The 24,412-nt window shown below is 62.5% G+C and carries 18 protein-coding genes and 1 pseudogene; 5 read left to right on the top strand and 14 right to left on the bottom strand.

What is annotated here, in order from left to right:
- Positions 1-19: 19 nt before the first annotated feature.
- The 6 genes and pseudogenes from JQ558_RS38410 to JQ558_RS28355 form a co-directional block, all read right to left on the bottom strand.
- Positions 20-1,273 (bottom strand): annotated as a pseudogene (locus JQ558_RS38410) (tetratricopeptide repeat protein); the annotation flags it as partial.
- 410 nt (positions 1,274-1,683) lie between these two features.
- Positions 1,684-2,400, bottom strand: a complete 717-nt coding sequence (locus tag JQ558_RS28375) for an ABC transporter ATP-binding protein (RefSeq protein ID WP_212211157.1) — start codon at positions 2,398-2,400, stop codon at positions 1,684-1,686.
- Positions 2,397-3,173 (bottom strand): ABC transporter ATP-binding protein, encoded by a 777-nt coding sequence (locus JQ558_RS28370; protein WP_212295845.1) that lies wholly within the window; start codon positions 3,171-3,173, stop codon positions 2,397-2,399. The genes JQ558_RS28375 and JQ558_RS28370 overlap by 4 nt, the downstream gene beginning before the upstream one ends.
- A complete protein-coding gene (locus JQ558_RS28365) occupies positions 3,170-4,177 on the bottom strand; it encodes a branched-chain amino acid ABC transporter permease (RefSeq protein WP_212295844.1) in 1,008 nt (335 codons plus the stop codon). The genes JQ558_RS28370 and JQ558_RS28365 overlap by 4 nt, the downstream gene beginning before the upstream one ends.
- Before the next feature lies 1 nt (position 4,178).
- Positions 4,179-5,048 (bottom strand): branched-chain amino acid ABC transporter permease, encoded by an 870-nt coding sequence (locus JQ558_RS28360; protein WP_212263876.1) that lies wholly within the window; start codon positions 5,046-5,048, stop codon positions 4,179-4,181.
- Positions 5,049-5,101: 53 nt separating this feature from the next.
- On the bottom strand, positions 5,102-6,268 hold the full coding sequence (locus tag JQ558_RS28355) for an ABC transporter substrate-binding protein (protein WP_212295843.1): 1,167 nt from the start codon (positions 6,266-6,268) through the stop codon (positions 5,102-5,104).
- A 237-nt stretch (positions 6,269-6,505) separates the two neighbouring features.
- Here JQ558_RS28355 and prpB point away from each other — a divergent pair, with 237 nt between their 5' ends.
- Positions 6,506-7,435 (top strand): methylisocitrate lyase, encoded by a 930-nt coding sequence (gene prpB, locus JQ558_RS28350; RefSeq protein ID WP_212295842.1) that lies wholly within the window; start codon positions 6,506-6,508, stop codon positions 7,433-7,435.
- A gap of 28 nt (positions 7,436-7,463) precedes the next feature.
- On the opposite strand, the gene JQ558_RS28345 is transcribed toward prpB, so the two are convergent.
- The 4 genes from JQ558_RS28345 to JQ558_RS28330 form a co-directional block, all read right to left on the bottom strand.
- Positions 7,464-8,234, bottom strand: coding sequence for a GntR family transcriptional regulator (locus JQ558_RS28345; protein WP_212211139.1), 771 nt, complete (start codon positions 8,232-8,234; stop codon positions 7,464-7,466).
- 245 nt (positions 8,235-8,479) lie between these two features.
- The gene (locus JQ558_RS28340) at positions 8,480-9,628 is read right to left on the bottom strand and encodes a 2-methylaconitate cis-trans isomerase PrpF family protein (protein WP_212211137.1); all 1,149 of its coding nucleotides are present in this window, start codon (positions 9,626-9,628) and stop codon (positions 8,480-8,482) included.
- Between the two features lie 15 nt (positions 9,629-9,643).
- Positions 9,644-10,435: an N-acyl homoserine lactonase family protein gene (locus JQ558_RS28335; protein ID WP_212295841.1), complete on the bottom strand. Its 792-nt coding sequence runs from the start codon at positions 10,433-10,435 to the stop codon at positions 9,644-9,646.
- Positions 10,436-10,444: 9 nt separating this feature from the next.
- A complete protein-coding gene (locus tag JQ558_RS28330; RefSeq protein ID WP_212295840.1) occupies positions 10,445-11,437 on the bottom strand; it encodes an NAD-dependent epimerase/dehydratase family protein in 993 nt (330 codons plus the stop codon).
- Positions 11,438-11,729: 292 nt separating this feature from the next.
- On the opposite strand from JQ558_RS28330, the gene JQ558_RS38195 reads away from it, so the two are divergent.
- Positions 11,730-12,626: an NAD(P)-dependent oxidoreductase gene (locus JQ558_RS38195; RefSeq protein WP_312015043.1), complete on the top strand. Its 897-nt coding sequence runs from the start codon at positions 11,730-11,732 to the stop codon at positions 12,624-12,626.
- A gap of 22 nt (positions 12,627-12,648) precedes the next feature.
- Here JQ558_RS38195 and JQ558_RS28320 read toward each other — a convergent pair whose 3' ends face one another.
- From JQ558_RS28320 to JQ558_RS28305, 4 genes are all read right to left on the bottom strand, one after another.
- On the bottom strand, positions 12,649-14,157 hold the full coding sequence (locus JQ558_RS28320; RefSeq protein ID WP_212295838.1) for an MmgE/PrpD family protein: 1,509 nt from the start codon (positions 14,155-14,157) through the stop codon (positions 12,649-12,651).
- A 17-nt stretch (positions 14,158-14,174) separates the two neighbouring features.
- Positions 14,175-15,659, bottom strand: coding sequence for an FAD-dependent tricarballylate dehydrogenase TcuA (tcuA, locus tag JQ558_RS28315; RefSeq protein ID WP_212295837.1), 1,485 nt, complete (start codon positions 15,657-15,659; stop codon positions 14,175-14,177).
- An 81-nt stretch (positions 15,660-15,740) separates the two neighbouring features.
- Positions 15,741-16,463: a GntR family transcriptional regulator gene (locus JQ558_RS28310; protein WP_312015040.1), complete on the bottom strand. Its 723-nt coding sequence runs from the start codon at positions 16,461-16,463 to the stop codon at positions 15,741-15,743.
- Positions 16,464-17,134: 671 nt separating this feature from the next.
- On the bottom strand, positions 17,135-17,716 hold the full coding sequence (locus tag JQ558_RS28305) for a hypothetical protein (protein ID WP_249127634.1): 582 nt from the start codon (positions 17,714-17,716) through the stop codon (positions 17,135-17,137).
- Positions 17,717-17,971: 255 nt separating this feature from the next.
- On the opposite strand from JQ558_RS28305, the gene JQ558_RS28300 reads away from it, so the two are divergent.
- From JQ558_RS28300 to JQ558_RS28290, 3 genes are read left to right on the top strand one after another with little or no spacing between them, the layout of a single operon-like run.
- Positions 17,972-19,240: an NHLP bacteriocin system secretion protein gene (locus JQ558_RS28300; protein ID WP_212295836.1), complete on the top strand. Its 1,269-nt coding sequence runs from the start codon at positions 17,972-17,974 to the stop codon at positions 19,238-19,240.
- Positions 19,233-21,461: an NHLP family bacteriocin export ABC transporter peptidase/permease/ATPase subunit gene (locus JQ558_RS28295; RefSeq protein ID WP_212295835.1), complete on the top strand. Its 2,229-nt coding sequence runs from the start codon at positions 19,233-19,235 to the stop codon at positions 21,459-21,461. Before JQ558_RS28300 ends, JQ558_RS28295 begins: the two co-directional genes overlap by 8 nt.
- Positions 21,458-24,364 (top strand): NHLP bacteriocin export ABC transporter permease/ATPase subunit, encoded by a 2,907-nt coding sequence (locus JQ558_RS28290; RefSeq protein ID WP_249142675.1) that lies wholly within the window; start codon positions 21,458-21,460, stop codon positions 24,362-24,364. The genes JQ558_RS28295 and JQ558_RS28290 overlap by 4 nt, the downstream gene beginning before the upstream one ends.
- Positions 24,365-24,412: the final 48 nt, after the last annotated feature.

Genomic DNA, 24,412 nt, shown 5'->3' with positions numbered 1-24,412 from the left:
TCTGGCGTGTAACACATGCTCATGGGACTACGCCGAGCGCCGTCAGTTCGGCGTTGGCGGCCTCCCACTCGTGGAAACTGCGCGGACAATCGCTGGCCGCCAGACGGAAAAGGCGGGTTGCTTCGTCTTTCATCCCCTTCGTCAGCGAGAGCTCGCCACTGTAAAAATTCGCCTCGCAGACCTGCCCCCTCTTCCTGCTGGCGTCACGATGGTCTGCGGCAGCAAGTGCGGCAGCGGGCGTTATCTGGCCCATGAACAATCTGATGATAGGCGCCGGCCAGACGTTCATGTCGATCCGGGAACTGGTTTGCGCCAGGCGGCTCGGGAGATTGTTTCGCTGACTGGCGATCTCGACCCACAGGGCCAGATAGGCATCGTCCGGTGCATGCGCACTTGCCTGGTCAAGATCGGCCAGCGCCTTTTCGGCCGAGCCAGTAAAAAGATACGAACGCCCGCGAGCAAAGTAGGGCAAGGAGGATTTCGGATCGAGCCGGATCGCCTCATTGTAGTCGGCGATGGCGCGCTCGAGGTCGCCCTTGGCGTGATAAGCGACACCTCGAGCAACGAAGGCCTTGACTGATTCTGGATCGAGCCGGTTAGCCTCAGTGTGGTCGGCGATGGCGCGGTCGAGGTCGCCCCTGGCGCGATAAGCGAAACCTCGACTGTTGGAGACGTCGGCATCCTCGGGATTGATCCGGATCGCCTCACTGTAGTCGGCGATGGCGCGGTCGAGATCGCCCTTTTCGAGATACGCGCCACCTCTGTTGTCGAAGGCCATGGAGGATTTGGGATCGAGCCGGATCGCCGCGTCGAAGTCGGTGATAGCGCGGTCGTTGTCGCCCTTGGCGCTGAAGGCGATACCTCGACCGAGGAAGGCCTTGGCGTGCTTGGGTTCGAGCCGGATCGCCTCATTGTAATCGGCAATGGCGCGGTCATTGTCGCCCTTGTCGTGGTAGGCGCTACCTCGATTCTGGAAGGCCCTGGCGAATTTTGGATCGAGCCGGATCGTCTCATTGTAATCGGCGATGGCGCGGTCGTTGTCGCCTTGGTCGCTGTAGGCGTTGCCTCGATTGTTGAAGGCCATGACAAACTTGGGATCGAGCCGGATCGCCTCGTTGAAGTCGGCGATGGCGCGGTCGTTGTCGCCCTGTTCGTTGTAAGCGGCACCTCGATTGTTGAAGGCCATGGCCAATTTAGGATCGAGCCGGATCGCCTCATTCAAGTCGGCGATGGCGCGGTGGTTGTCGCCCCTGGCGCGATAGGCGACAGCGCGATTGTTATATAAGCCGCCAGATCGCGCCCTTTCGGTTTCCCCGACTTGATGCTCCGGCTACAGGCCGATCGTAGCCTCGGGATCTTGCACAGAATCGCACTGGTCAGCGGCGGCTGAATAACCGAGGAATATCGTAGCGGCAAAAAGCGCGCTCCAAAATCTCCAATCCGTGGGCCTCATGCCATTTCCCTGAGCGAACTTTGAAATCCTGAGATATGTGTCGGTACTTAGCGTTCCGGTTCACATTCAACTGGACAAAGTCGCTTGCTATTGGGGCAATCACGTCGATTTTGGCATCTCGGCAACGTGTCCGGTTAGCGGTTAATCCCGGAAGTCAGTGTTCAAACCCGCCGCAATCCAGATTTGGCTGCGCTAATGAGTCCACGGCCTATGGCCACCGAAACGGTCTCCTAAACCCCGAGATAGGCGCGCTGAACGTAATCGCTCTTGGCGAGTTCCGCGCCAGGACCGCTCAGCGCAATCCGCCCGTTCTCCAGCACATAGGCGTAGTGGCAGAGCCGGAGCGCAAGGTTGGCATTCTGCTCGACCAGCACGATCGACAGTCCCTGCTCCCTGTTGATTGTCTCGATCAAGCGGCCGATCTCCTGCACCATGATTGGCGCGAGCCCGAGCGACGGCTCGTCCAGCAACAGCACCTTCGGCGCCGCCATCAGCGCCCGGGCAATCGCCAGCATCTGCTGCTCGCCGCCGGACAGCAGGCCTGCCATCTGGTCGCGACGCTGCCTGAGTTTTGGGAAGAAGCCGAACATCCGTTCGACGGAGGCGTGCAGGCTGCCGCCTTGCGGCTGCAGGTAGCCGCCGACGAGCAGATTGTCGTGGACGGTCATCCGCGGGAACACCCGCCGTCCCTCCGGCGACAACGCGATGCCCTGCGAGACGATGTCGGGCGGCGACATCTTGTCGATTCGCACGTCGCCGAAGCTGATCTCGCCCTGGCTCGGCGACCGCAACCCCATGATCGCCCGTAGCGTGCTGGTCTTGCCGGCACCGTTGCTGCCCACGAGTGAAACGATTTGGGCCGGCGCGACATCCAGGCTGATGCCAGAGATGGCAACCCGATGGCCGTATTCGACGTGAATGTCACGTACCTGAAGCGCTTTGCTCATGCTGCTTCCTCGGCGCCGAGATAGGCCTGTATCACGCTGCGATTGGCACGGATTTCCGCAGGAACTCCCTCGGCAATCTTCTCGCCGTGGTCCAGCACGACAAGCCGGTCGCACAGCCCCATCACCAGCCGCATGTGGTGCTCGACCAGCAGCACCGAGATGTTCTCGGTCTTGTGAAGGTCCTTGATCAACCGGCCGAAATCGGCGGCTTCTTCCGGGTTTAGCCCCGCCACCGGTTCATCGAGCATCAGCAGCTTGGGGCGCGCGGCAAGCGCGATGGCAACACCGAGCCGACGCTGACCACCATAGGACAGTTCTCCAGCGCGGCGCTGGCGGAACTGAAGCAGCGACAGGCGTTCAAGCAGAAGCTCGCACCGGCTTCGGGTCGCCGACAGCGCCGCACGTGCGGCGCGGGTGTTGAGAATCGAACCCAGCATCGAGACCGGCGTGGTCGCGAACGCACCACGCATGACATTCTCGATGACCGTGGCTTCGGGAAAGATCGTCGTGGCCTGAAATGTCCGCACCAATCCTTCGCTGACGATCGCGCTCGGCTTCTTGCCGACAATACTGCGCTGCTCGAAGCGGATGGCGCCCGCCGACGGCGACATCACCCCGCTGACGACATTAAAGCAGGTTGTCTTTCCGGCGCCGTTGGGGCCGATCAGTCCGACAATCTCGCCAGCACTGATCGAGAACGAAACGTCCTTCAGCGCATTCAGGCCGCCGAACCGCCGGCTGATCGCATCCACTTCCAGTAACGCAGCGCTCATTTCGGCGTCTCCGTCTCCGAGCCCTTGCTGAAGAAGGATCGCCCGATCGAGACGAGACCGTTCGGGATGAACAGCAATACGCAGAGCAGTATCACGCCGTAGATGATGTGCTGCGCGCCGACGAAGCCGCGCAGCAGCTCCGGCAGCGGCGTCAGGAACAGCGCGCCGAGGACGCCGCCGATCATCGTGTGACGCCCGCCGACGACCAGCATGGTGATGTACGCGATCGAGTCGTTGAACGTGAAACTGTCCGGCGACAGGAAGCGGATATAGTGGACCGTCGCCGCACCGGCGGCCCCTGCGATGCCGCTACCCAGCGCGAAGGCCACGATCTGGTAATGGCTCACGTCGATGCCACTCGATTCTGCCAGGCGCACATTCTCCGCGATGGAGCGAAACGCCCGGCCGTATTGCGAGCGCATCAGCGCCCAGACGAAGGTCACGACGATAATGAAGGCAGCGAGTGCGAAATAGTAGAAGCGCAGGCGGGTCGAGAGCGGAAGGCCAAAAATGGATATGGCGGGAATGCCAAGCAGCCCGTTGGCGCCGTGAGTGACGCTTTCCCAGTTCAACACGATCAGCGTGAAGACCTGCCCGGCCAAAAACGTGACCAGCACGAAATAAACGCCACGCAGCCGAAGCAATATCTTGCCGAGCAGCACCGCGGCCAGTCCGGTCACAAGCCCGGCCAGAACGATGCCGAGGATGGGCGGAAGCTTGAAGCTCAGCGCGGCCAGGGCCGAGACGTAGGCGCCGGCAGCCACGAACGCCGCGTGTCCGAGCGATATCTGCCCGACCGACGCAATCAGCCCGAGGCTGACCGCGAAGATCGAGTTGAGCAGCATCAGGTTCGCCAGATGGATGTAGAACTGGTTTGTCGTGAGTTGCGGCAGGGCGAGAGCCGCCGCGAGCGCCGCGACCACGGTGATACCCGGCAGCAAACGACGGCGCGGCGCGAGGCGCTGTTCGTCGCGACCCATCGTGGCGGTGGATGATCCCTCCAAGTCAGGCCTCCCTTTGTCCCAAAAGGCCGGCCGGCCGAACCAGCAAGATCAGAATGACCAGCAGAAGCTGCAGAATGTCCGAAACCAGCGACCCGAAGATCGTCGCGGTGAAGCTCTCGATCATGCCGAGCAAAAGGCCGCCGACCACGGCCCCCGGCACCGAGCCGAGGCCGCCGAGAATGACGACCACGAAGGCCTTGAGCATCGGCGTCAAACCAACAAAGGGCGAGACCGAGAACACCGGCCCCATCAGCGCCCCGGCCAGCGCCGCGAGCGCGACGCTCATGCCGAAGGCCAGCGGATAGATGTAGTTGACGCGGATGCCCTGGATCAGCGCGGTCTCGGTATCCTGGGCGACCGCCCGCATCGCCCGCCCGAGCCGGGTTCGCTGCATGAAAAGCCAGAACGCGGTAAAGATCAGCGCGGCCGCGGCGATGACGACAAGCCGCGACCACGGAAAACTGAACGGACCGATCGCCAGCGTGCCGGTCACGATATCGGGCATCGCCCTCGGCTGAGGTCCCCACAGCAGCACGGCGCCGTTCTGAATGATCACCGAGATCGCCAGCGTCGCGATCATCCCCGACATCTCATCCGAACGAAACGGCTGGATCAACGTGCGCTCGACCAGCATGCCGAGAATGCCGATCGTCAGCGCCGCGATCAAAAGGCAGACGACGAACGGGATCTCCCAATAGACGTAGGTGAAGAATCCCGTAAAGGCGCCGAGCATATAGAATTCGCCATGCGCGAAATTGACCACGCGCATGATCCCGAACACCAGCGTGAAACCGACCGCCATCAGCATGTACATCGCGCCGATGACGAGACCGTTCAGCACAGCCTGCGCAAGAAGTATCGAATAGTCCAAACCCGTTCTCCCGCGTCAAGCGGCGTCAATTTTCCAGGAGATGCCTGCAACGCTCATTCGCAGACCTTGGGCGTGCACTTGGCCACGACCTGCGCGGCACCACCCTTGAGGAGCGCCACGTAGAATGGCGCGTCGAGCTGCTGGTTCGACTTCCACTGCGCTTCGCCGATCCAGTTCACCTTGCCGAGCACGGTTTCGAACTCCTTCAGGCCACGCAACGACTCGCGTACCTTGTCGCTATCCGTCACCGTTCCCGACTTCTGCATGGCAGCGAACACCATCTGCACATTGGCGTAGAAGAACGGGCTGAAGGCGTTCAGCGGCGTCTTGTACTTTGTCTCGAAGCGCTTGGTGTATTCCTGGATCGCCGGGGAATCCGTGTTGATCGGCTGATGGACGTAGACGTTCTCGGTGGCATCCTTGCCGGCAACCTTCAGGATATCAGCGGTGGCGTCGCCGCCGGTCCGGATGATCGGCCCCTTGAAGCCAAGTTCACGAAGCTGCTTGACCAGCAATCCCGCGGTCTGCGGCGCGTTGCCGTTGAGTTCAAAGGCATCGATGCCCTTCGCCAGCACGCGCGTCAGCAGCGGCACGAAATCGACGCGCTCGCGCTCGAAGAACTCCTTGGCGACGAATTTGGCTCCGACCGCCTCATAGGCAGCCTCGTTGGCGGCTCCGACCTGCTGACCGGACTCGTCGTTCGGGAACAAGCCGCCGATCTTCTTGGCGCCCAACTTCTGCACCACCCACTTGATTTGCGGATCGGAGAACACGTCCGACGGGATCACCGGACGGAAGCTGTACTTGTATTCGGCCGACAGCGCCTTCGGGGTGAAGGCCATCGTCATCGTGATGACCTTGTTTTCGGTGCTGACGGGAAGAAGGGCGAGCGCCGGCGCCGATCCGAGCGGCCCGACCACGAACTTGATGCTGTCGTCGAACACCATGCGGTTGAACGCGGTCAGCGCGTCCGCCGCCTTGTAATGATCGTCATAGGCGACGATCTCGACCTTGTACTTCTTGCCGCCGACTTCCAGCCCGCCCTTGCTGTTGACATCTTCGGCGGCGAGTTCGGCCGCGCCCTGCATCGCCAATCCCCACGCGGTTCCGGCGCCGGAAAGTGTCGCCAGGACGCCGAGCTTCAACGTCTGCGCCGAGGCCGAATATGAGGAAACAGCGCAAGCCGTCGAAAGGAGCGCGACCTTCAAAAATCCACGCATGGCTACCTCCCTGATGTCGGGGAGCAGCTCGCTGCCAACCCCTCTCGATTTTTCTGTTGCTTCGTCCGGGCCCTGTCGGGCGACGGGATGGCGGAACCTATCTTAGGGAATTGACTAAAGTCAACTGTTGACAGTTTAACGTGCATGCAGGAAACATTCCTGCCGCCCCGTTCGGGCCACGACGCAAGCGGGCATGACGGATATGATCAGGAACGAAACAGAACAGGCGGGAGCCAAATGACATATCTGGTCGCCAATGACCTGCCGACGCTGGCCGCCGGCGATCGCTTTCGGAAGCTATTGCAGCGTCCCGGCATCCTGCAGATTCCCGGAGCCCATTGCGGCCTCGCCGCGTTGCAGGCCAAGGCCGCGCAGTTTGAAGCGCTGTATCTGTCGGGAGCGGCGATGTCCGCCTCGATGGGGCTTCCGGACCTCGGCATTCTCACGATCGACGACGTCTGCTTCTTCGTCCGGCAGGTTTCCCGCGCGTCGCAACTTCCCGTGCTGGTGGATGGCGATACCGGCTTTGGCGAAGCGCTGAACGTGATGAACATGGTGCGTGCGTTCGAAGACGCGGGCGCGGCCGCCGTCCAGATCGAGGATCAGATCCTGCCGAAGAAGTGCGGCCATCTCAACGACAAGAAGCTGATCGCGCCCGAGGATATGGCGGCCAAAATCGCCGCCGCCGCCAAGGCGCGGCGGCATCTCTACATCGTGGCCCGCACCGATGCGGCCGCGGATGAAGGGCTCGACAGCGCCATCAACCGGGCACGGCTGTATGTCGAAGCCGGCGCTGACGCGATCTTCCCCGAGGCGCTGCATGACCCGGAAGCGTTCCGCAAATTTTCCGAAACCATCAAGGTGCCGCTGCTGGCCAATATGACCGAGTTTGGACGAACGCCGTTCATGACGGCGTCCGAGTTCGAGGCGCTCGGCTACAAGATGGTGATCTGGCCGGCCAGCGCGCTTCGCGTGGCCGCCAAGGCGCAGGCCGAGCTGTATGACGGCATCCGCAAGGACGGCGGCACCCACCGCCTGATCGATCGCATGCAAACGCGGGCCGAACTATACGCGACCATCGGCTATCACGAATACGAGGCCCTCGACTCATCGATCATCACATCGATCACGCCCGAGGGAATGCCGCAAAAGCAAACCGGCCGATGAAAGCCGCGGCTGGTCCTTCACCGTGGGGCTATCTGCGCGACTGAACCGCAGCCTTGCTCTTGCCAGTCCACGCCGCACCTGCCTTGGGCTTCCGGACGGGCGGCGCGACTTCTTGCCGGGCGGCCGCTTCCCTCATCTGCTCCTCGACATACTGGCGGGCGTTGCTGATATGCAGCCGCATCTTGCGTTCGGCTTCCACGGGGTCCCGACGCATGAGCGCTGCGACGATGTCCTTGTGCTCACGCAGAGCCTGCTTGGCGCGCCCCGGCTTTGTACTCGATTTGTAGCGGTAGACCCGAAGCAGATAATAGAGGTCCTCGCAAAGCATCTGGACCAGCCGTGCATTGCGGCTGCCCTTGACGATGCGGAAGTGGAAATCGAAGTCCTTCGACTCCTGATAATAGCCGGTGCCTTCCTGGACGCTCTTCTGCTGCTGGTGCTGATCCAGCAGCTCGGAAAGCGCCTCCAGCTCATCGTCCGTCATATGCTGGGCCGCGAGCCCGCATGCCATTCCTTCCAGCGCTTCGCGAACCTGCAGCACTTCATACAGATCGCTCGGCGACAGGCTTGCGACGCGGACGCCGATGTTGGGTGTCCGCTGCAGCAGCTTTCGACCTTCGAGCCGGCGGATGGCTTCGCGCAATGGACCGCGGCTGACGCCGAGCGACGCGGCCAGCGCCTGCTCGCTGATCTTGCTGCCCGGCTGCAGGTCCCCGCTCATGATCGCCGCCTCGATCCGCTCGGCGAGCGCATCGACCAGCGACTGGGCAGAGACCTTGTTGCTCAAGATGCCGTTCATGAAAGCCTTTCGATACCGCTCCCGTGGGAGCCCGCACAGACACCTGCCGGCTCGCTCCTCGGCCAAGCCCTTGTACTTACTAGAGCCTTTTCCGTTCCGATGGAATCGGAACGGGGCTCTGGATTCTTGTTTTGACGCGTTTTCTTGACACGAACCGGTGTCCACTTCGCTGGACAACGCTCTAGTATGTCCCTTCGTGAACGACAATCAATCGTGGAAACCTGCGTTCCCGCAACTGTATACAACTAAGCGATGGCCGTTCGATAAACCACATTGCCTTCGAACAGGCGACGGGCGCTGCGATAGACCGCGCCATAGTCCGCCTTTACCGCGCCGGAGCCGGCAGGCGAAACGCCGGCGTCGACCAGCGTGACGCCCGATGGATGCGCGATACGAATGGGTCCGTTCGCCTTGCATAGTTCGGCCGGAATGCTTCCGGGAATGCGCGACGCCACCGCAAGGCAAATCGCTCCCGTAATGGGTGTAGCGCGATGCGGCAGCCCGACCGAGATCATCCGCACCCAGATGTCGGCGTCTTCAGCCGCGAGCTCGCGCCCCGACAGCGTTCGTCCGGATCTCGGGCCCGTCACCATCGCGACTTTGGGAATACCGGTCATACGCCGCGCCTGATCGAGATCCGGCGCAATCCCCATTTTGACCGATGCCGCACAGCGGATCGCTTCCATGCGCTGCAGGAAGGCGGCATCATTGTCTAGCACGTCGGGCAGCTCGTCGCCGGATTTTCCGGCCGCGCTTGCCGCAACAAAGACGCAGGGGTTGGCGGCGTCGACGCAGGACGCCTTCACGCTTTCCCCGCCGTCGATGTCGAGATCATCAACCGCGTTTCCGGTCGGCAGCAATGCGCCGGTCCGCGCCCCGCCGGGCTCGAGGAACTCCAGCCGGATCGGCGCCGCCTTCCCGGCGATGCCATCGATCTCGATGTCGCCGGTGGCGGCCAGCGAACCATTCTCGACCGGAAAGCGCGCAACGATGATCTTCGAGGTATTGGTGTTGTGAATGCGGACCGTGGCTTCGCCATTGGCTGGTGCCGTCACCAGCCCTTCGTCGAGCGCGAACGGCCCAACGGCCGAGGACATGTTGCCGCAATTGGCGCCGTAGTCGACAAAAGTGTCGCGCACGCCGATCTGCGCAAAGGTGTAATCGACATCGGCGTCGGTGCGGCTCGGCGGGCCGATGATGCAGATCTTCGACAGCGACGAGATGCCGCCGCCCATGCCGTCGAGTTGCCGGCCATTGGGATCGGGCGAACCCATCACTTCAAGGAAAATCGGGTCCCAAGCCTTCGGGTCATGAGGCAGATCGTCCCTTCGGAACATCACCGCCTTGGAAGTGCCGCCCCGCATGAACACCGCACGAAGTCGAGCATTTGCCATGGCCGATCCCTGTCCTTATTTCAGCGGCTCGGCATCCAGACGGATGATGTCTGCCGGCCCGCCCGGCTGCGCCGGATAGCGTTGTAGCACGAGCGGGTCATGGCCGGGCACGATGTGCGCCAGCGACGACGCCTGCCGGCGCATCGCGTCATAACCTTCCAGCGTCTCGCTGACGTCGACCACCACCGGGAACGGCCGGTACTGTTCGAAATTCGCGTAATAATGTGAAGCGTCCGAGGCGAGCACTACCCATCCGCGGCGGGTTCGGACCCGCACGAACTGCAGCCCGCGCGAATGTCCGCCGACCAGATGCACCGTGACACCGTCGGCGATCTCGCTCGTGCCATTGTGGAACCTGACGCGGCCCTGGAACAGTTTGCGCACCATCGCGGTGACATCGTCAGCCTCAAACGGGTGACGCAGACTGGAATGGCACATGCACCGGCCGGTGCAGTATTCCATTTCGCGATCCTGGATGTGATAGCGCGCGTTCGGAAAGATCTCGTGATTTCCCGCGTGGTCGTAATGCATATGGGTCAGCACGACATCCTTGACACCCGCAAGATCGACGCCCGCAACCTTCAGGCCTTCCGCAACCGGGCGCGTTATCTGGCGCGCGCGCCGTTTGGCCATGTCGGCGTCAAATCCGGTATCGACGATGATGGTCTGGCCGTCGCCTTTCAGCACCCAGACGAAGAAATCCATCGGCATCGGCCCGTCATGCGCATCGCCGCCGAGGAAATTTTCGGATGTGCGCCGTTCGGCATTATGGGCGTAACGGACCGCGAGAATCTCGTATTCCGACATGCGTTCCCCTCAGCTCGCCGGCGTGTCCTGCGCCTTGCGCCATTCCAGCAGCCGGCGGATGCCCTCCTCGATGGAAACCTCGGGCTTCCAGCCCAGCATCTTCTCGGCCTTGGCGATGCTGAAATCGAGCTGCTTGGTCACACTTGATCGCACGCTCGAAGGTGCCGATTTGTAGACGGGCTTGAGATCGCTGCCGGTGAACTTCAGCAACAGCGCCACCACCCGGTTGAGATCGGTCGCAACACCCGACGCGACGGTAAAGCTCTCAGCCGTGATGTCGGACGCCATCGCCATCACATTGGCGCGGGCGACGTCGGCAACGTGAACGTAGTCATGCACCTCACTGCCGTCGTCCGGAATGACTGGCGGCTCGCCGCGCATGATGCGGTCGTAGTTCTCCATGATGTAGAGCGCGTTGACGCCGCGATAGTGCTGGCGTTCGCCGTAAACCGTCGAGTATCGCAACGCGATCCCCTGGATGCCGTGCTTGGCGCTGTAAAGACGGCAGAGATTTTCGCCGATCAGCTTGGTGCACGCGTACAGCGCTGTCGCGGGCTGGAACGTGGCGAGCTGCGCCGGGGCTGACTCGTCGACCAAGCCCGGCGCCGGATCGCCGTACACGGCGATCGACGACGAGAACACCACCTTCTTGACGTTGCGATAGCGGCACGCCTCGAAGATGTTGACCTGCCCCTCGACATTGACCGCAAGCCCAAGGCTCGGATTCTGGCTGAGCGGCAGCGTCAGGAAGCCGGCGATTGCGAACACGCCATCGCAGCCCTCGAAGGCATCATACAGCTCGTTGATGCGCAGGATATCGCCGCGCACGAGCTTGACACGAGCATCGCCCAGCAGCGACCTGACGGTGTCCGGACTGCCCAGCGCGTAGTTGTCGAGCAGCACGACTTCCCGCGCGCCCTGGCTCAGCAATTGTTCCGCGACATGCGATCCGATCAGGCTGGCGCCGCCGGTCACGACAAATTTTCCTTGGGCGATCTTCATGGACGCTCACACATCGCGGCAAACTGCACAGGCTGTCTCAAGTTTCGCTCCCGTTGATCATCTGTTGAACCGATGTAGGCCGGTGGCGCGCGCATCGCAGCGGTGGCCGGCCGAATTGCACGGACGCTACCGCCCTCGCCTCAAACTGTCTACAGTTTTCATCATGCGACATTGGTGCACGCCGTTGCACCGCCTGCGGGGCTACGCCGTCGCCTTGGCACCGGCGCCTCTGTATAGAGTCGAGCGATGAGTCTGCTTCAGCGATAGCTCGGCACGACCTCGCAACAAAAGAATCGGGAGAAACGACATGTCTGAGAAGGTCGCGGTCATCGGAATGGGGCAGATGGGATCGGGGATGGCGGGACGACTGAGGGAATCCAACCTCGACGTCGTCGGCTATGACGTCAACGCCGATCAGCGCGCGCGCCTCGCGAAGGACGGCTTTCGGATGGCATCGAGCATCGCGGAAGCGCTCGAGGGCCGCGACATCGTGCTAACCAGCCTGCCCGATCCGAAAGCGGTGACGGAAGCCTGGCTCGGCGCCGACGGCATTGTCGCCCATGCCGCCAAGGGCACCCTGTGCATCGAGCTGAGCACAATCGATCCGCAGACGATGCGGCAGGCCGCCGAGGCAGCGGCCGCCAAAGGGATCGCGGTGGTCGATTGCCCGGTCAGCGGCAGCCCCAACGAGGCCCGCGCCGGCAAGCTGATCCTCATCGCCGGCGGCGACAAGGCCGACGTGGACCGCGCCGAACCGATCCTCAAACTGCTCGGCAATGATTGGAAATACACCGGCCCAGTCGGAACCGCGAAGGTCGTCAAGATCGTCAACAACATGATGTCGATGGGCAATGTCCTGGTCGCCGCAGAAGCCTTCGCGCTCGGCGTCGCCGCAGGCGTCGAGCCGGACAAGCTTTATGATGTTCTGTCGGTCAGCGGCGGTCGCTCGCATCACTTCACCAAGCGCTTTCCGAACGCGATCAAGGGTGATTTCTCGCCGGGATTCAAGATGGAGCTGGGCGAGAAGGACCTTGCACTTGCGGTCGAACTCGGGCGCATGACGAAGATGCCGACGCCGTCGGCCTCCGCGACGCGCGAACTTTATGCGCTTGCCCTGGCCGAGGGCTTTCGTGGCCAGGATATCGTGGCGCTGCTGAAGATGTATCAGAACTGGGCGAAGCCGGCCTGATAGCGTTCGTTGGAAGCCTCGCTCAGGGCACCCAGGTCGTCTCCGGCGCTTCCTGCGCGCCGCGCGGCGCGAAAACGACCTTCTTTGCCGACGCCTTGTGCAATTCGCTGACTTCGAGCAGCCGCGTGACCTGCGCGATCTCGGTGACTTTTTCAAGCGTTTCAAGCCGCTCGAACAGCGGCGCGATCTGCTCACGGGGAAGGCTTCGCGCCGCGCAATCGTTGAACTTGTCCCACAATTCGCTGCTGCTCATCGGATTGTCGCCGCCACGACCGACAAGATTGTCGACGCGCCGCGAGAGGCGGGTGCCGTCCTTGAGCGTCACGATGACCTCTGCGCCCCATTGGTCCTCGGCATCGTCGGCCATATCAGGGTGCGGGCTTGCGGTCGTGAGATCCAGAAGCCGCGTGATCTCCGGATCGGAATGGGCATCGCCTTCAAAATCCTTGAGCCGAAGCACGCCATAGCGAAGCGCCCGCGCGACGGCATACTGGACGCTGAATTTGGCTTGCAGCGATGTCTGCGGGTGCGGATTGTTGGTATGGCGCAGGCGCCGGCCATGCGGCCGCACTTCGATGCTGCTGATCTCCGCGGCTTTGACCTTGTCCTCGCGCCGCAGTTGGAGCGCCATCGCAATGGCGGGATGCGTGCTGCCGCAGCACGGGAATTGCTTGAGCGCGATCGATTTCGCCTCGATCTCCCACGGCGCGCCCCAGTTCTCAAAGAGCTTATCAGGGTCGAACGTGCCGGGCCCGTTGAAGACGTTGAGGAAGCCTTGTTGATGCTCGAACACGTCGGTGGCGGCGTCAAATCCTCCCTCCGCCAGCAGAGCCGCAAGCAGGCCATTGCGGCAGCACTGACCGATGTGGAGGGGCTTCGTCATGGTGCCGAAATTGGCCTTGAGGCCGCTTGCGAGCGAGGCCGCAATGCACAGCGCCATCGTCGTCCTGGCATGATCAAGCTTCATGAGATGGCATGCGGCCGCCGCGGCACCGAAAATGCCGAGCGTCGCCGTCGGATGCCAGCCCTTGTCGTAGTGATGAAAATTGACGGCGCGCGCGAGCCGGATCTCGACCTCGACGCCGATCACGTAGGCGGCAATGAGGTCTTCACCGCTGCCGCCGCGCTCTTCGGCGAGCGCGAACAGCGTCGATACCAGCGGCACCGAATGATGGCCGCCCATGATGCCGCTGAAATCATCGAAGTCGAGCGCGTGGGACGCCGTGCCGTTGATCAGCGTGGCATCGAGTGCGCTGGTGCGCCGGGCCGAACCGAATATCAGCGCGGGTCCGGACGCCGTCGCGATGCCCGGGGTCTTGAGGAGGATCTGCGTGCAGGGCTCCGGATAGCCGGCCAGGGTCACGCCGATCGCATCGAGGATGCAGGCTCTTGCCGACGCGACCGCTCCCTTTGTGAGCTGACGCTTCTCGAAGGCCAACACCCGCTCGGCCAGATGCTGGAGCATCGTGGTTCCGGACGAAGCGTGCTCTGCCGAACTTGCCTTCGACGATGCAACAGACGCATCACTCATGTCGGTTCTCCCGTGGTTCAGTCCGCCGCTGCCGCGCTGCGCCCTGCAATCCGCCCGAACGTCGCGCCCGACACGAGACCGGTGCCCGCCGGATAATTGTCGTAGAACAGCCCGCCGACCATTTCGCCGCAGCAGAACAGGCCCTTGATCGGCCGCCAGTCGGTGCCGATCACCTGCGCCGTCTCATTCACCTTCAGTCCGCCGAACGTGAAGGTGATGCCGCCGGTGGCGCTATAGGCGTAGAACGGCGGTTTTGCGATCCGAAGCGCCCAATTGGTTTTCTCCAGCGCGAGCCCCTTGCTGGAAAGACCGTCCTTCTTGGTCGGATCAAAACCGTCGTCCATCTCGCGGGCGCAGGCATTATATTCATCAAGCGTCTTCAGCGCCTGATCCCTGTCGTCGAAGTCGAGTTTTTCGATGAGATCTTCCAGCGTGTTGGCGGTGATCGGCTTGCTGGTCTGGTAGCGCGGCTCCAGCAGGTGAACGACTCTGGAGTCGAAGATCTGCCAGGCCTTGGCACCGGGTTCGGCGAGGATCGCGCGGCCGAACTTGGCATAGGTAAAGAGCGCACCGTCTTCGCCTTCATCGACGAAGCGCCGTCCCTTGCGATTCAGCATGACGCCATAGACATAGCTCAACCGGTTGCTGCGATCGGTGAGTTCGCGGGGTGCAAACTCGCCCCAATCCGCGCTGATCGGCGTGGCGTGGCAGCCGCTCCATTGTCCCCACGGCATCGCGCCGATGTTCATCGCCATCCGCAAACCGTCGCCCTGATTGTGCGGCGTGCCCCGCACTTTCGCCGCACCGACCAGCGGACCGATATGCTGGGTGCGCATCTGCACGTTGGCTTCGAATCCACCGCAGCCGAGGATCACCGACCTGGCATTCAGGACCGAGACGCCGTCGTCATCACGCACCTTGACGCCGTTGATCCTGCCATCGTCGCCGACCAGCAATTCGGTCGCCGCAGTTCCATAGCGAATTTCGATGCCGAGCTGCTCGGCGGTCGAGAACCAGCTCCGCGACAGGCCGACGCCTTCGTGTTCGGCGCGCACGACCAGGCCGCGCGCCCACACCATGACGTTGTCCTTCTTGACCGCGGAAAGCGTGATCGCCGGCTCCATCTTGATGCCGCCGACCTTCTTCATCCATTTCACGGTGTCGAACGAGTTGTGGACGAGCAGCTTCGACAATACCGGATCGGTCCGTCCGCTGGTGACGCGCATCAGGTCGCCGTGAAAATCCTCCTTCGAGTACGGCGATACGCCGTCATAGAAGTTCTCATATTCATCCTCGACGTCGGGGAGCAGTTCGCCGATTTCCCGGGGATCGTCGAAGGCAAAGCGCAGCACGCCGCCGCTCCAATGCGTGTTGCCGCCACGCATTTCCCGCGGTGCCTTCTCGATCACAACGACGCGCTCGGCACCGTTCTCCTTGGCGGACACCGCGGCAGCCAGAGCGGCGTTGCCCGCGCCAACAACGATGACGTCATACTTGTTCATTACTCAACTCCTGTGGGATTGACCTGGTGTGGATCGCAGCAAGGCGGCGATTGCGGCGCGCACCTCGCGTCTTGTTCGGAATTATTTTTTGTCGGGTGTTTCTCTCCGGCTATCGATCCGATGTTGCGATCCGGCGCGGGCGGCTTCGGCCATCGCGCTGAGACGCAGCTCGTAGCCGCGGCGAACGTGACGGCGGGCCAGGTCTTCGGCGGCAACCTCGTCGCGCCGCGCGATGGCGGTAACGATCGCCTGGTGCTCTGCCAATGCTTCCGCGATACGGCCGGGTGCCGCGAAGGTGGTGCGGCCCAGCAGTACGACAGAGTCATGCAGGTCCTGCAGACTCTTGATCAGGAACCGATTGTGAGCGGCGCGGTAGATTTGCTCGTGAAATAGAGTGTTTTCCCGGGCGTGTAGTTTCGGGTCATCAGGCAATTGACGATGCGAATCCAGCATCGCCTGCAGCATGTGGATTTCGGTCGCGTCGGCAAAGCGTGCAGCCAGTGCCGCAGCAGTACCTTCAAGCCGCTCGCGCACATCGTAGAGTTCAGCCACCGCGCGCAAATCGTGTTGCGCGACCGACAGCCCGCCGCCCGGCGCATGGACCAGCATGCCGTCGGATTGCAGGCGGCGCATCGCCTCGCGAATGGGCGTGCGGCTGACCCTGAGCCAGGAACACAGCTCCAACTCGAGAACGCGCTGACCGGCTTCGAGTTGGCCTTCCTGAATCGCATTGCGGATGGCCCGATAGGCATGCTCGGCGAGCCCGCCCGCGGCCCGCGATGACGCGGGGCCGGGCCAGATCACAAGCGTGTCGTCCTCAGCAGTGTTGGAAATCGCGGCCTCCCAAAAGCCAGATCGGGACTTTCCACTATGTATAACTATGTATACAAAGATATGCAAAGGGAATTTTAGGAGTGAAATGCCCACGGGTCAGCGGGGACTCGCCTGCGGAGCCCAGTATTTTGCCTTTGGCCGCACCGGGCCGCGAAGTCCGCACCCGCCGGGCGGACCGACATAACCGCCCGATGCAGTTCACGGTGTCGCTGACCCCGTTTCACGGACTTGCTGCCGGCATGGCCGGCGGATGAACCTGTCTCGCTGGATCGGTGCCGCTATTATTGCGGGCCCGGTGGCCTTACCGTTGCGACGGCTGACGTCCCGCCCCGATGGCAGCGCCAGCCAAATCGAAGCTCCATGCGGCCCGGTGACAGTGACCGGTCAGGGTGCCAACGCTGCACGGGTCAACGGCATGGCACTGCACCTGCTGGGTTCGAGCAGATGTGGAATCCGCACAACCACGCCCGCTCCCGGCCGCGGATTCTGCTCGCTGGCGGCAAAGCGCGGACTTCTCACGCGGCAGCAGCGCAGCGCCTTAAGCCGTGCCGGCGCTTTGTGACGTCCGTCACGGTGAAGCTAACGCGCAAACCTATTCTGGCAATCACAGAATAAAGGGGACACGCATGAACGCCGCTCGCTCACAGGCGTACCTGAATGGAATTGAGAAGATTGGTTGTCGTATCGATGAATTGCAGTGCCTGCTGCGTTTTGCTGAAGGCCAGCGGGAAGCGCGAACAGCGGTCCGACAATTGAACCAATCGTTTTCGTTCCTCGGCAAGGATCGTATTTGTCTTTTCGATCGCGAATTTGACGACGCCCTTCACCGGGCTGTTTTCGCCGAAGTCGGTGATCTCCTTTTCGATCGTGATGAGGTATTCGTAACTCGAAAGCTCCTCGGAGATCTGAAGCAGTTCCCGGATTGTCGACGTGATGCAATCGGCGTCACCAGTGGAAATATCGGGTCGCTTGGCGGTCTGAACGAGATCACCCATCAAGTTCTGGAATAACGGCTTTATGGCTTCGACCTTTTTGAAATCGCTTTCGCTGAGGACGCCGCTGCTGGATACGTTCGGCGCCAGCAGGAGCATCGTGACGCCGAGGGCGAGCGGCACCCATTCGCGACGCAGGCGGGTCATGGATTGCCCATTGGGAACGCAAGCGGGCTTCTTGCCGCCCCGCACCACTCTGCCAATCATTTTCCAGACGGCGGTTACGCCCATTGGATCAGCCTCGGACCTGGTCGCCAAGCATAGTTCGCGATTGCATGCGCTGCTAGGGCGGACCGAACCTGGCCTGCGTCATTTTTGCACGACGAACGCGCGTTCCGGCGCGGGTAGGCAGGCCCGTTTGGTTGTTCCGCATCGGCTTTTGTGTATTATCTGCCCCGAGAGGAACAGAGCTGTGCGTGATGAGAAAAATCAGCGACTGCTCGCGGCTGGGGAGGCCGTCCCCGGTTTGGTTACGGACCCGGGAAAATGACCGATCTCTCGCAGCGGACATTTCGCGCCGTCGCGCTGCAGCGCGCCGCATCGCCCGAACAGCTTGATCATCTCGTCCGCATTACCAGACCGTTCGACTGGATGCTGGTATTTGCCATTTGCATCGCCCTTATCGCAGCCGTCACATGGGGCATCGTCGGCCGCGTCCCTACCCGTGCTGAAGGCCAGGGCATTCTGATCAGCGGTGGCGGCCGCGTCGTCGAGGCGTCTTCTGCCGCCTCCGGCCGGTTGGCAACCATCAGCGTCATGGTCGGTGACCGCGTCACCCAGGGGCAACCGATCGCGGAGATCGTTCAGACCGACATCCAGCAACGCCACCAGGCTGCCGTCGAGGTGTTCCGCGAGAAGGAACGCCAGCACGCTGACCTGATCGACAAAACCAAGCGCGAGCTTGCGTCCAAGGCACAGAATTTTGCGAAGCTGGAAGCCGCGTTCAACCAGGTCATCAAGGCGACCTCGCAGCGCATCGACTATCTGACGAACGATGTCAAAACCCTCGAGGATTTGATGGCGAAGGGATTGACGACGCGGCGCACGCTCGAGGAGCGGCGCCGGGACCTCACCGACGCCCAGCAACGAAAAGAAGATACGTTCAATGAAATCCTGAAGCTCCGGACGACACAGACCGATCTGGAAACCCAGCGCGAACGCGAGACCCAGACATCCGAGTTTGCCCTCAATGACGCTCGCCGGCAGATGGACTCCGCCGCGGGGCTGCTGACCCAGAATACCAGGATCGTCAGCCCGGTGGATGGCCGCGTGCTCGAAATCAAGGTCTCCGCGGGCGCCGTGCTTGCGGTCGGCGCACCTGTCGTCGCGATCGAAAGCGAAGGCCAGAAGCTGGAAGCCCTGATCTATATTCCCGCCGAGCGCGGCAAGAACGTCAAGCTAGGAATGCCGGTCCGCATCGAGCCAAGCACGGTGAAGCGCGAGGAATTCGGGACCATGGTCGGCACTGTCGTGACGATCTCGGATTTCCCGATGACGCCGCAGGGCATGGCAGCCGTCCTCCACAACGACAATCTGGTTACCCGGTTTTCAAAGGAAGGAGCCGCCTACGCCGCAACCGTCAGCCTGGAGCAGGACCCCGAAACCGTCAGCGGATACCGCTGGGCGGTTGGACAGGGGCCGCCGATCCGCCTAACCAGCGGAACGCTGACGCGCGCGGAAATCACCACTCGGCGGCAACGCCCGCTCGATCTGGTGGTGCCCCTCTTGAGGCGGTTGACCGGAATTGATGGATAGCGCCCCGCCGCAGCAACCGCTTCCGCCGCAGTTCCGGCCGCCTTCCCTCTGGCACCGGTTTCGAAGGCTGTTTTGGCGCAGGAACGTCAAGAAGACGCCGACCATTCTTCAGATGGAAGCCGTTGAGTGCGGCGCGGCGGCGCTGGCGATGGTGCTCGCGCACCACGGCGCGTGGATTCCACTGGAGCAGCTTCGCGTTTCGTGCGGCGTCTCGCGCGACGGCAGCAAGGCGAGCAACATCGTCCGGGCAGCGCGCACCTTTGGTTTCGACGCCAAGGGTTTTCGCAAGGAGCCCACGACGCTGCACGAACTGCCGATGCCCTGCATCATCCATTGGAATTTCAATCATTTCGTGGTGCTCGAGGGGATCGACGGCAACGACGTTTACATCAATGATCCCGCGACCGGACGCCAGCGCACCGACATGGCCGAGCTCGATCTCGCCTTCACCGGCGTTGCGCTCACCATGGAGCCGACGGCTGAATTCCAGCGATCGGGCAGCAAGCCGCAAGGCTTGCGATTGCTGCTGCGCGAGTTGCGCTCCTCGAAGACCCCCGTCGGCCTGCTGGTGCTCGTCAGCCTCGCGCTGGTGGTGCCCGCCATCGTCGCTGCCGGCTTCTCGAAGATATTCATCGACAACATCTTGATCCAGCGCACCAGCAGCTGGTTCGTTCCACTGCTGATCGGCATGGCCTTGACCGCGATCATCCGCGCGCTGCTGACGCTGGTGCGCCAATCGCTGCTGCTGCGGCTGCAGACCAAGCTTTCGGTCGTGATGGTGAGCCGCTTTCTCTGGCATGTCATGGCGCTGCCGGTCGAGTTCTTCACCCAGCGTCACGCCGGCGATATCTCCAACCGCGTGGGCGCCAACGAGCAGATCGGCCGCCTGCTCTCGAGCGGTGTCGCGTCGAATGCGCTCAATCTGACGTCGATCGTCTTCTTCGCCGCGGCGATGGCCATCTACGATCTCCCGCTGGCCATCATTGGCGTGAGCATGACGCTGGCGAATGTGCTGGCGTTGAAGTTCATCGGAGGACGTCGCGAAGACCTCAGCCGCAGCCTCGCGCTGGAGCAAGGCAAGCTCGTCGGCTCCACCGTCAGCGCGGTGCGCAGCATCGAAACCCTCAAGGCCAGCGGTCTGGAGGACGAGGCGTTCGGCCAATGGGCCGGCATCCAGGCCAAGGCATTGAACGCCGAGCAGGAACTCGGTGCCTCCTCGATCTATCTTGATATGCTGCCGACGTTGTTCACGGGACTGACCGTGGCGGCGATTCTCGGCGTTGGCGGCCTGCGCGTCATCGAGGGATCGCTGACCCTTGGGGGCCTCGTGGCCTTCCAGTCCCTGATGGCAAGCTTCTCCGAACCGGTGACCGAACTCGTCAATTATTTCGGCAACGTGCAGACCATCAAGGGCGGGCTGGAGCGCCTGGAAGACGTCTACAATTATCCGCTCGGAAAGTCGGACAAGCCAGCGATCGCGCCCGAGCGCTTTCCGCCAAAACTGACCGGCCGGGTCGAGCTCAGCAATATCAAATTCGGCTACTCGATCCTGGAGCCGCCGCTGCTGGATGACATCTCGATCGACATCCATCCGGGTTCGCGGGTGGCCCTTGTCGGCGCCTCGGGAAGCGGAAAATCGACCCTCGGAAAGCTGATTTGCGGTCTCTACAGACCCTGGGCGGGCGAGGTTCGTGTCGACGGATGGAGTTTGCCGGAGATCCCGCCGCAGGTATTCGCTAATTCGATCACCTATGTCGACCAGGACATCTTCCTGTTCGAGGGTACGGCACGCGAAAACCTTACGCTGTGGGACTCGACCATCACCGAGGCCGATCTCTCGCAGGCATTGAAGGATGCCGTGATCCACGAAGACATCGCGACGCGGACGGGAAACTACGACTGCTATATCAACGAGGGCGGCACCAATTTCAGCGGCGGCCAGCGTCAGCGGATCGAGATCGCGCGGGCGCTGGTTTCCAATCCGTCGATTCTTGTCCTGGATGAGGCCACCGGCGCGCTCGATCCGATCACCGAAAAGATCATCGATGACAATCTGCGGCGGCGCGGCTGCACCTGCATCATCATTGCGCACCGCCTCAGCACCATCCGTGACTGCGACGAGATCATTGTGTTGCAACAAGGCAAGATCGTCGAGCGCGGCACCCACGAACAACTGATGGGCGTTCAGGGCACGTACGCAAAACTAGTGGCGCAGGAATGAGTGAATCTCTCCTCCAGCAGGCCCACGCGATGGCCAATCAGGAAGCGACCGCCCATCCGGCGGGCCATATCGCATTCGATGGACGGCATCCAAAGCTGCTCGATCACCGCGGCTATGCGCTCAAGATCACCGCGGGGCATGTCGATGTCTTCGCGGTGCGGCTTGTCGAAGGCAGTACCGACGGCGCCCGGCACCATCTGTTTCGGGCCGAGAGTGGAGAGATCATTCTCGATCTGCAGGAAGGCTTCAACCGGGCGGATCCGCAAATTCAAGTGCTCGCGATCGGAAGCCCCGGTACCGAAGCGCAGCTCGTGCCGCGCATGGACGTTCAGTCCCTCGATCCGATCACCACCTGGATCAGGCGGCTTGCGCGGCTGATCGCCGGACCCAACCCGAGCTGGGACATGCTCGAAGTCGCGAGCGATGGCGCGGCCGAGATCCCGCCGGATGAACGGCGCCGCGGTCCTGCACGCAGCATGGTCTGGGTCTCCCTGCAAGCCGGGACGGCGAAGCCGATGGGGCTTGAACCATCGATTGCCGCTGGAGGCCCGCCACTGCCGCTGACGTCAGGCATGTGGATCGAGGCGGGTCAATCCGGCTGTAGCACGCTCGGCAGTGAAACGATGCCGGACGCCGACCAACTGTGGCGCGCCATCGACCAGTTCCATCTCAGCGTGGCCAGCTGCATCAGGGAATATCTGGCGCGCGACGTCGAGCGCGAGGCACGGCGCCTCGTGCTTCGCACCGAATTGATCACAACGCAGACCGCGGAATCCTTTGAACGCCTTTCCGACGTCGTCGTGCAGCGCTCCACCCACACCGAGATGGCGACCGACTCGGCGGATCCTTTGTTCAACGCCTGCCGGATCGTCGTGGAAGCGATCAAGATGCCGTTCTCCGTCCCGCCCCGCTCCGTACTGGCCCAAGCCGGGTTTAATGGTGCCGTCGAGATCGCCCGCGCGGCACGCTTGCGCGTGCGCCGGACGCTGTTGCGGGGCGAGTGGTGGACCGAGGACGCCGGGCCGCTGGTCGCATGGCACGGCGAGGCGCGAAATCCGGTCGCACTCATTCGCCGCGGAAACCGCCGCTATGTGATGCTCGACACAACAACGGGAACGCGGCGGCCCGTCGATCGGTCGGTTGCAATGGAACTGGCGCCGGAGGCCGTCTCGTTCTACCCGGCGCTTCCGGCTCGCCCGCTTCGGTTCCGCGACTTGTTGACTTTCGCATTCCGGCACTCCACCGGAAGCTTCCTTCGTATCGCAATTGCGATCGTCGCGATCGGCTTGTTGTCGCTGGTGACGCCGCTCATCACCAACGTCCTGATCAATTCGGTGATCCCCCGCAGCGAGCTTGATCAGCTCACGTTCTGCGCCCTCGCCCTCGCCGTCACGGCCATCGCCATCGCCAGCATCCAGACGATGGAGGGGCTGGCGATGCTGAAAGTCGAAGGCTTGATGGATTGGCGGCTGCAGGCCGCGGTGATCGACCGGGTACTCAGGCTGCCGACGTCGCTGTTTCGTGAGTACACGGTCGGCGATTTCGTTGACCGATCGATGGGCATCGACGCGGCGCGCCGGGTCTTCACCGGGCGCGCGCTACGCAGCATGCTGATGGGCGTGTTCGCCTGGTTCAGCATCGGCCTGATGCTTTACTATGATGTCAAATTGGGATTGATCGCACTGTTGCTGACGCTGATCCGCGCGCTGCTGATCATCGCCACCAGCGCGCTGCGTCTTTATTACGAGAACAAGTATTTTACCCAGCAGGGCAAGATCGACGGCTTCGTGCTGCAACTGATCACCGGCATCGGAAAGCTGCGCGTCGCCGACGCGACTGCGCGCGCGCTCGCCGTGTGGTCGAAGCAATTCGCCGCGCAGAAGCGCAATTTCATCTCGTCGCAGAAGGTCTCCAATGCCCTCGGCGTTTTCGAGACGGCGTATCCGCTGATCGCCACCCTCATCATCTTCGCCGCGGCGACATATCTGCAGAGCAAGCTGCTGCTGGATGTCGGCGGCTTCCTGGCGTTTTTCTCCGCGTTCGGGCAGTCGATGGCGTCGATCGGCGCCTGGGCATCCGGCATCAGCGAATCCCTGATCGCCATCCCCAGCATCACCCGCCTGCGGCCCTTGATTTCGGGGGCGGCCGAACTGTCGGACGAACGGAAATCCCCCGGCGAACTGTCCGGAACGATCGAGCTGTCACGCGTGACATTCCGCTACACGCAAGGCGGTCCGCCAGTGCTCGAGAATGTCTCGCTCCGAATCGCGCAAGGCGAATACGTCGCCATCGTCGGTCCGTCAGGCAGCGGCAAATCTTCGCTGTTCCGGCTGCTGCTGGGGTTCGAGAAGCCGGAGTCCGGTACGGTATTTCTGGACGGCAAGGCCATCGACACGCTCGACATCAGCGCGGTGCGCCGCCAGCTCGGCGTCGTGCTGCAAAACGGCAAGCTGGCAACCGGCAGCCTCTACGACAATATTTGCGGCGGCGTCCAGCTGCCGCTCGACCAGGCCTGGGAAGCGGCGCGGCTCGCCGGTCTGGAGAACGACATCAAGGCGATGCCGATGGGCATGAACACCGTGGTTGCCGAAGGCGTCAATACGCTGTCCGGTGGCCAGCGGCAGCGCATCATGATCGCCCGCGCGGTCGCGCGCCGGCCGCGTGTTCTGCTATTTGACGAGGCGACAAGCGCGCTCGACAATCAGTCGCAGGCGATCGTGAGCAACTCGCTCGGCAACCTCAATGTGACGCGGATCGTCATTGCGCACCGGCTCTCCACCGTCCGCCAGGCGGATCGCATTATCGTGCTGGTCGACGGCAAGGTGGTGCAGACCGGAAGCTATGATGAGCTCAGCAACACGCCGGGAATGTTTGCATCCTTCGCCAAGCGCCAATTGCTTTAGTGATATGAATCACCCGGCGCGAACGTCCTTCGCAGCGTGATGCCAGTC

Source organism: Bradyrhizobium sp. AUGA SZCCT0160, assembly GCF_018130105.1.
Taxonomy (GTDB): Bacteria; Pseudomonadota; Alphaproteobacteria; order Rhizobiales; family Xanthobacteraceae; genus Bradyrhizobium.
This window is presented reverse-complemented; position numbering and strand designations above follow the sequence as displayed.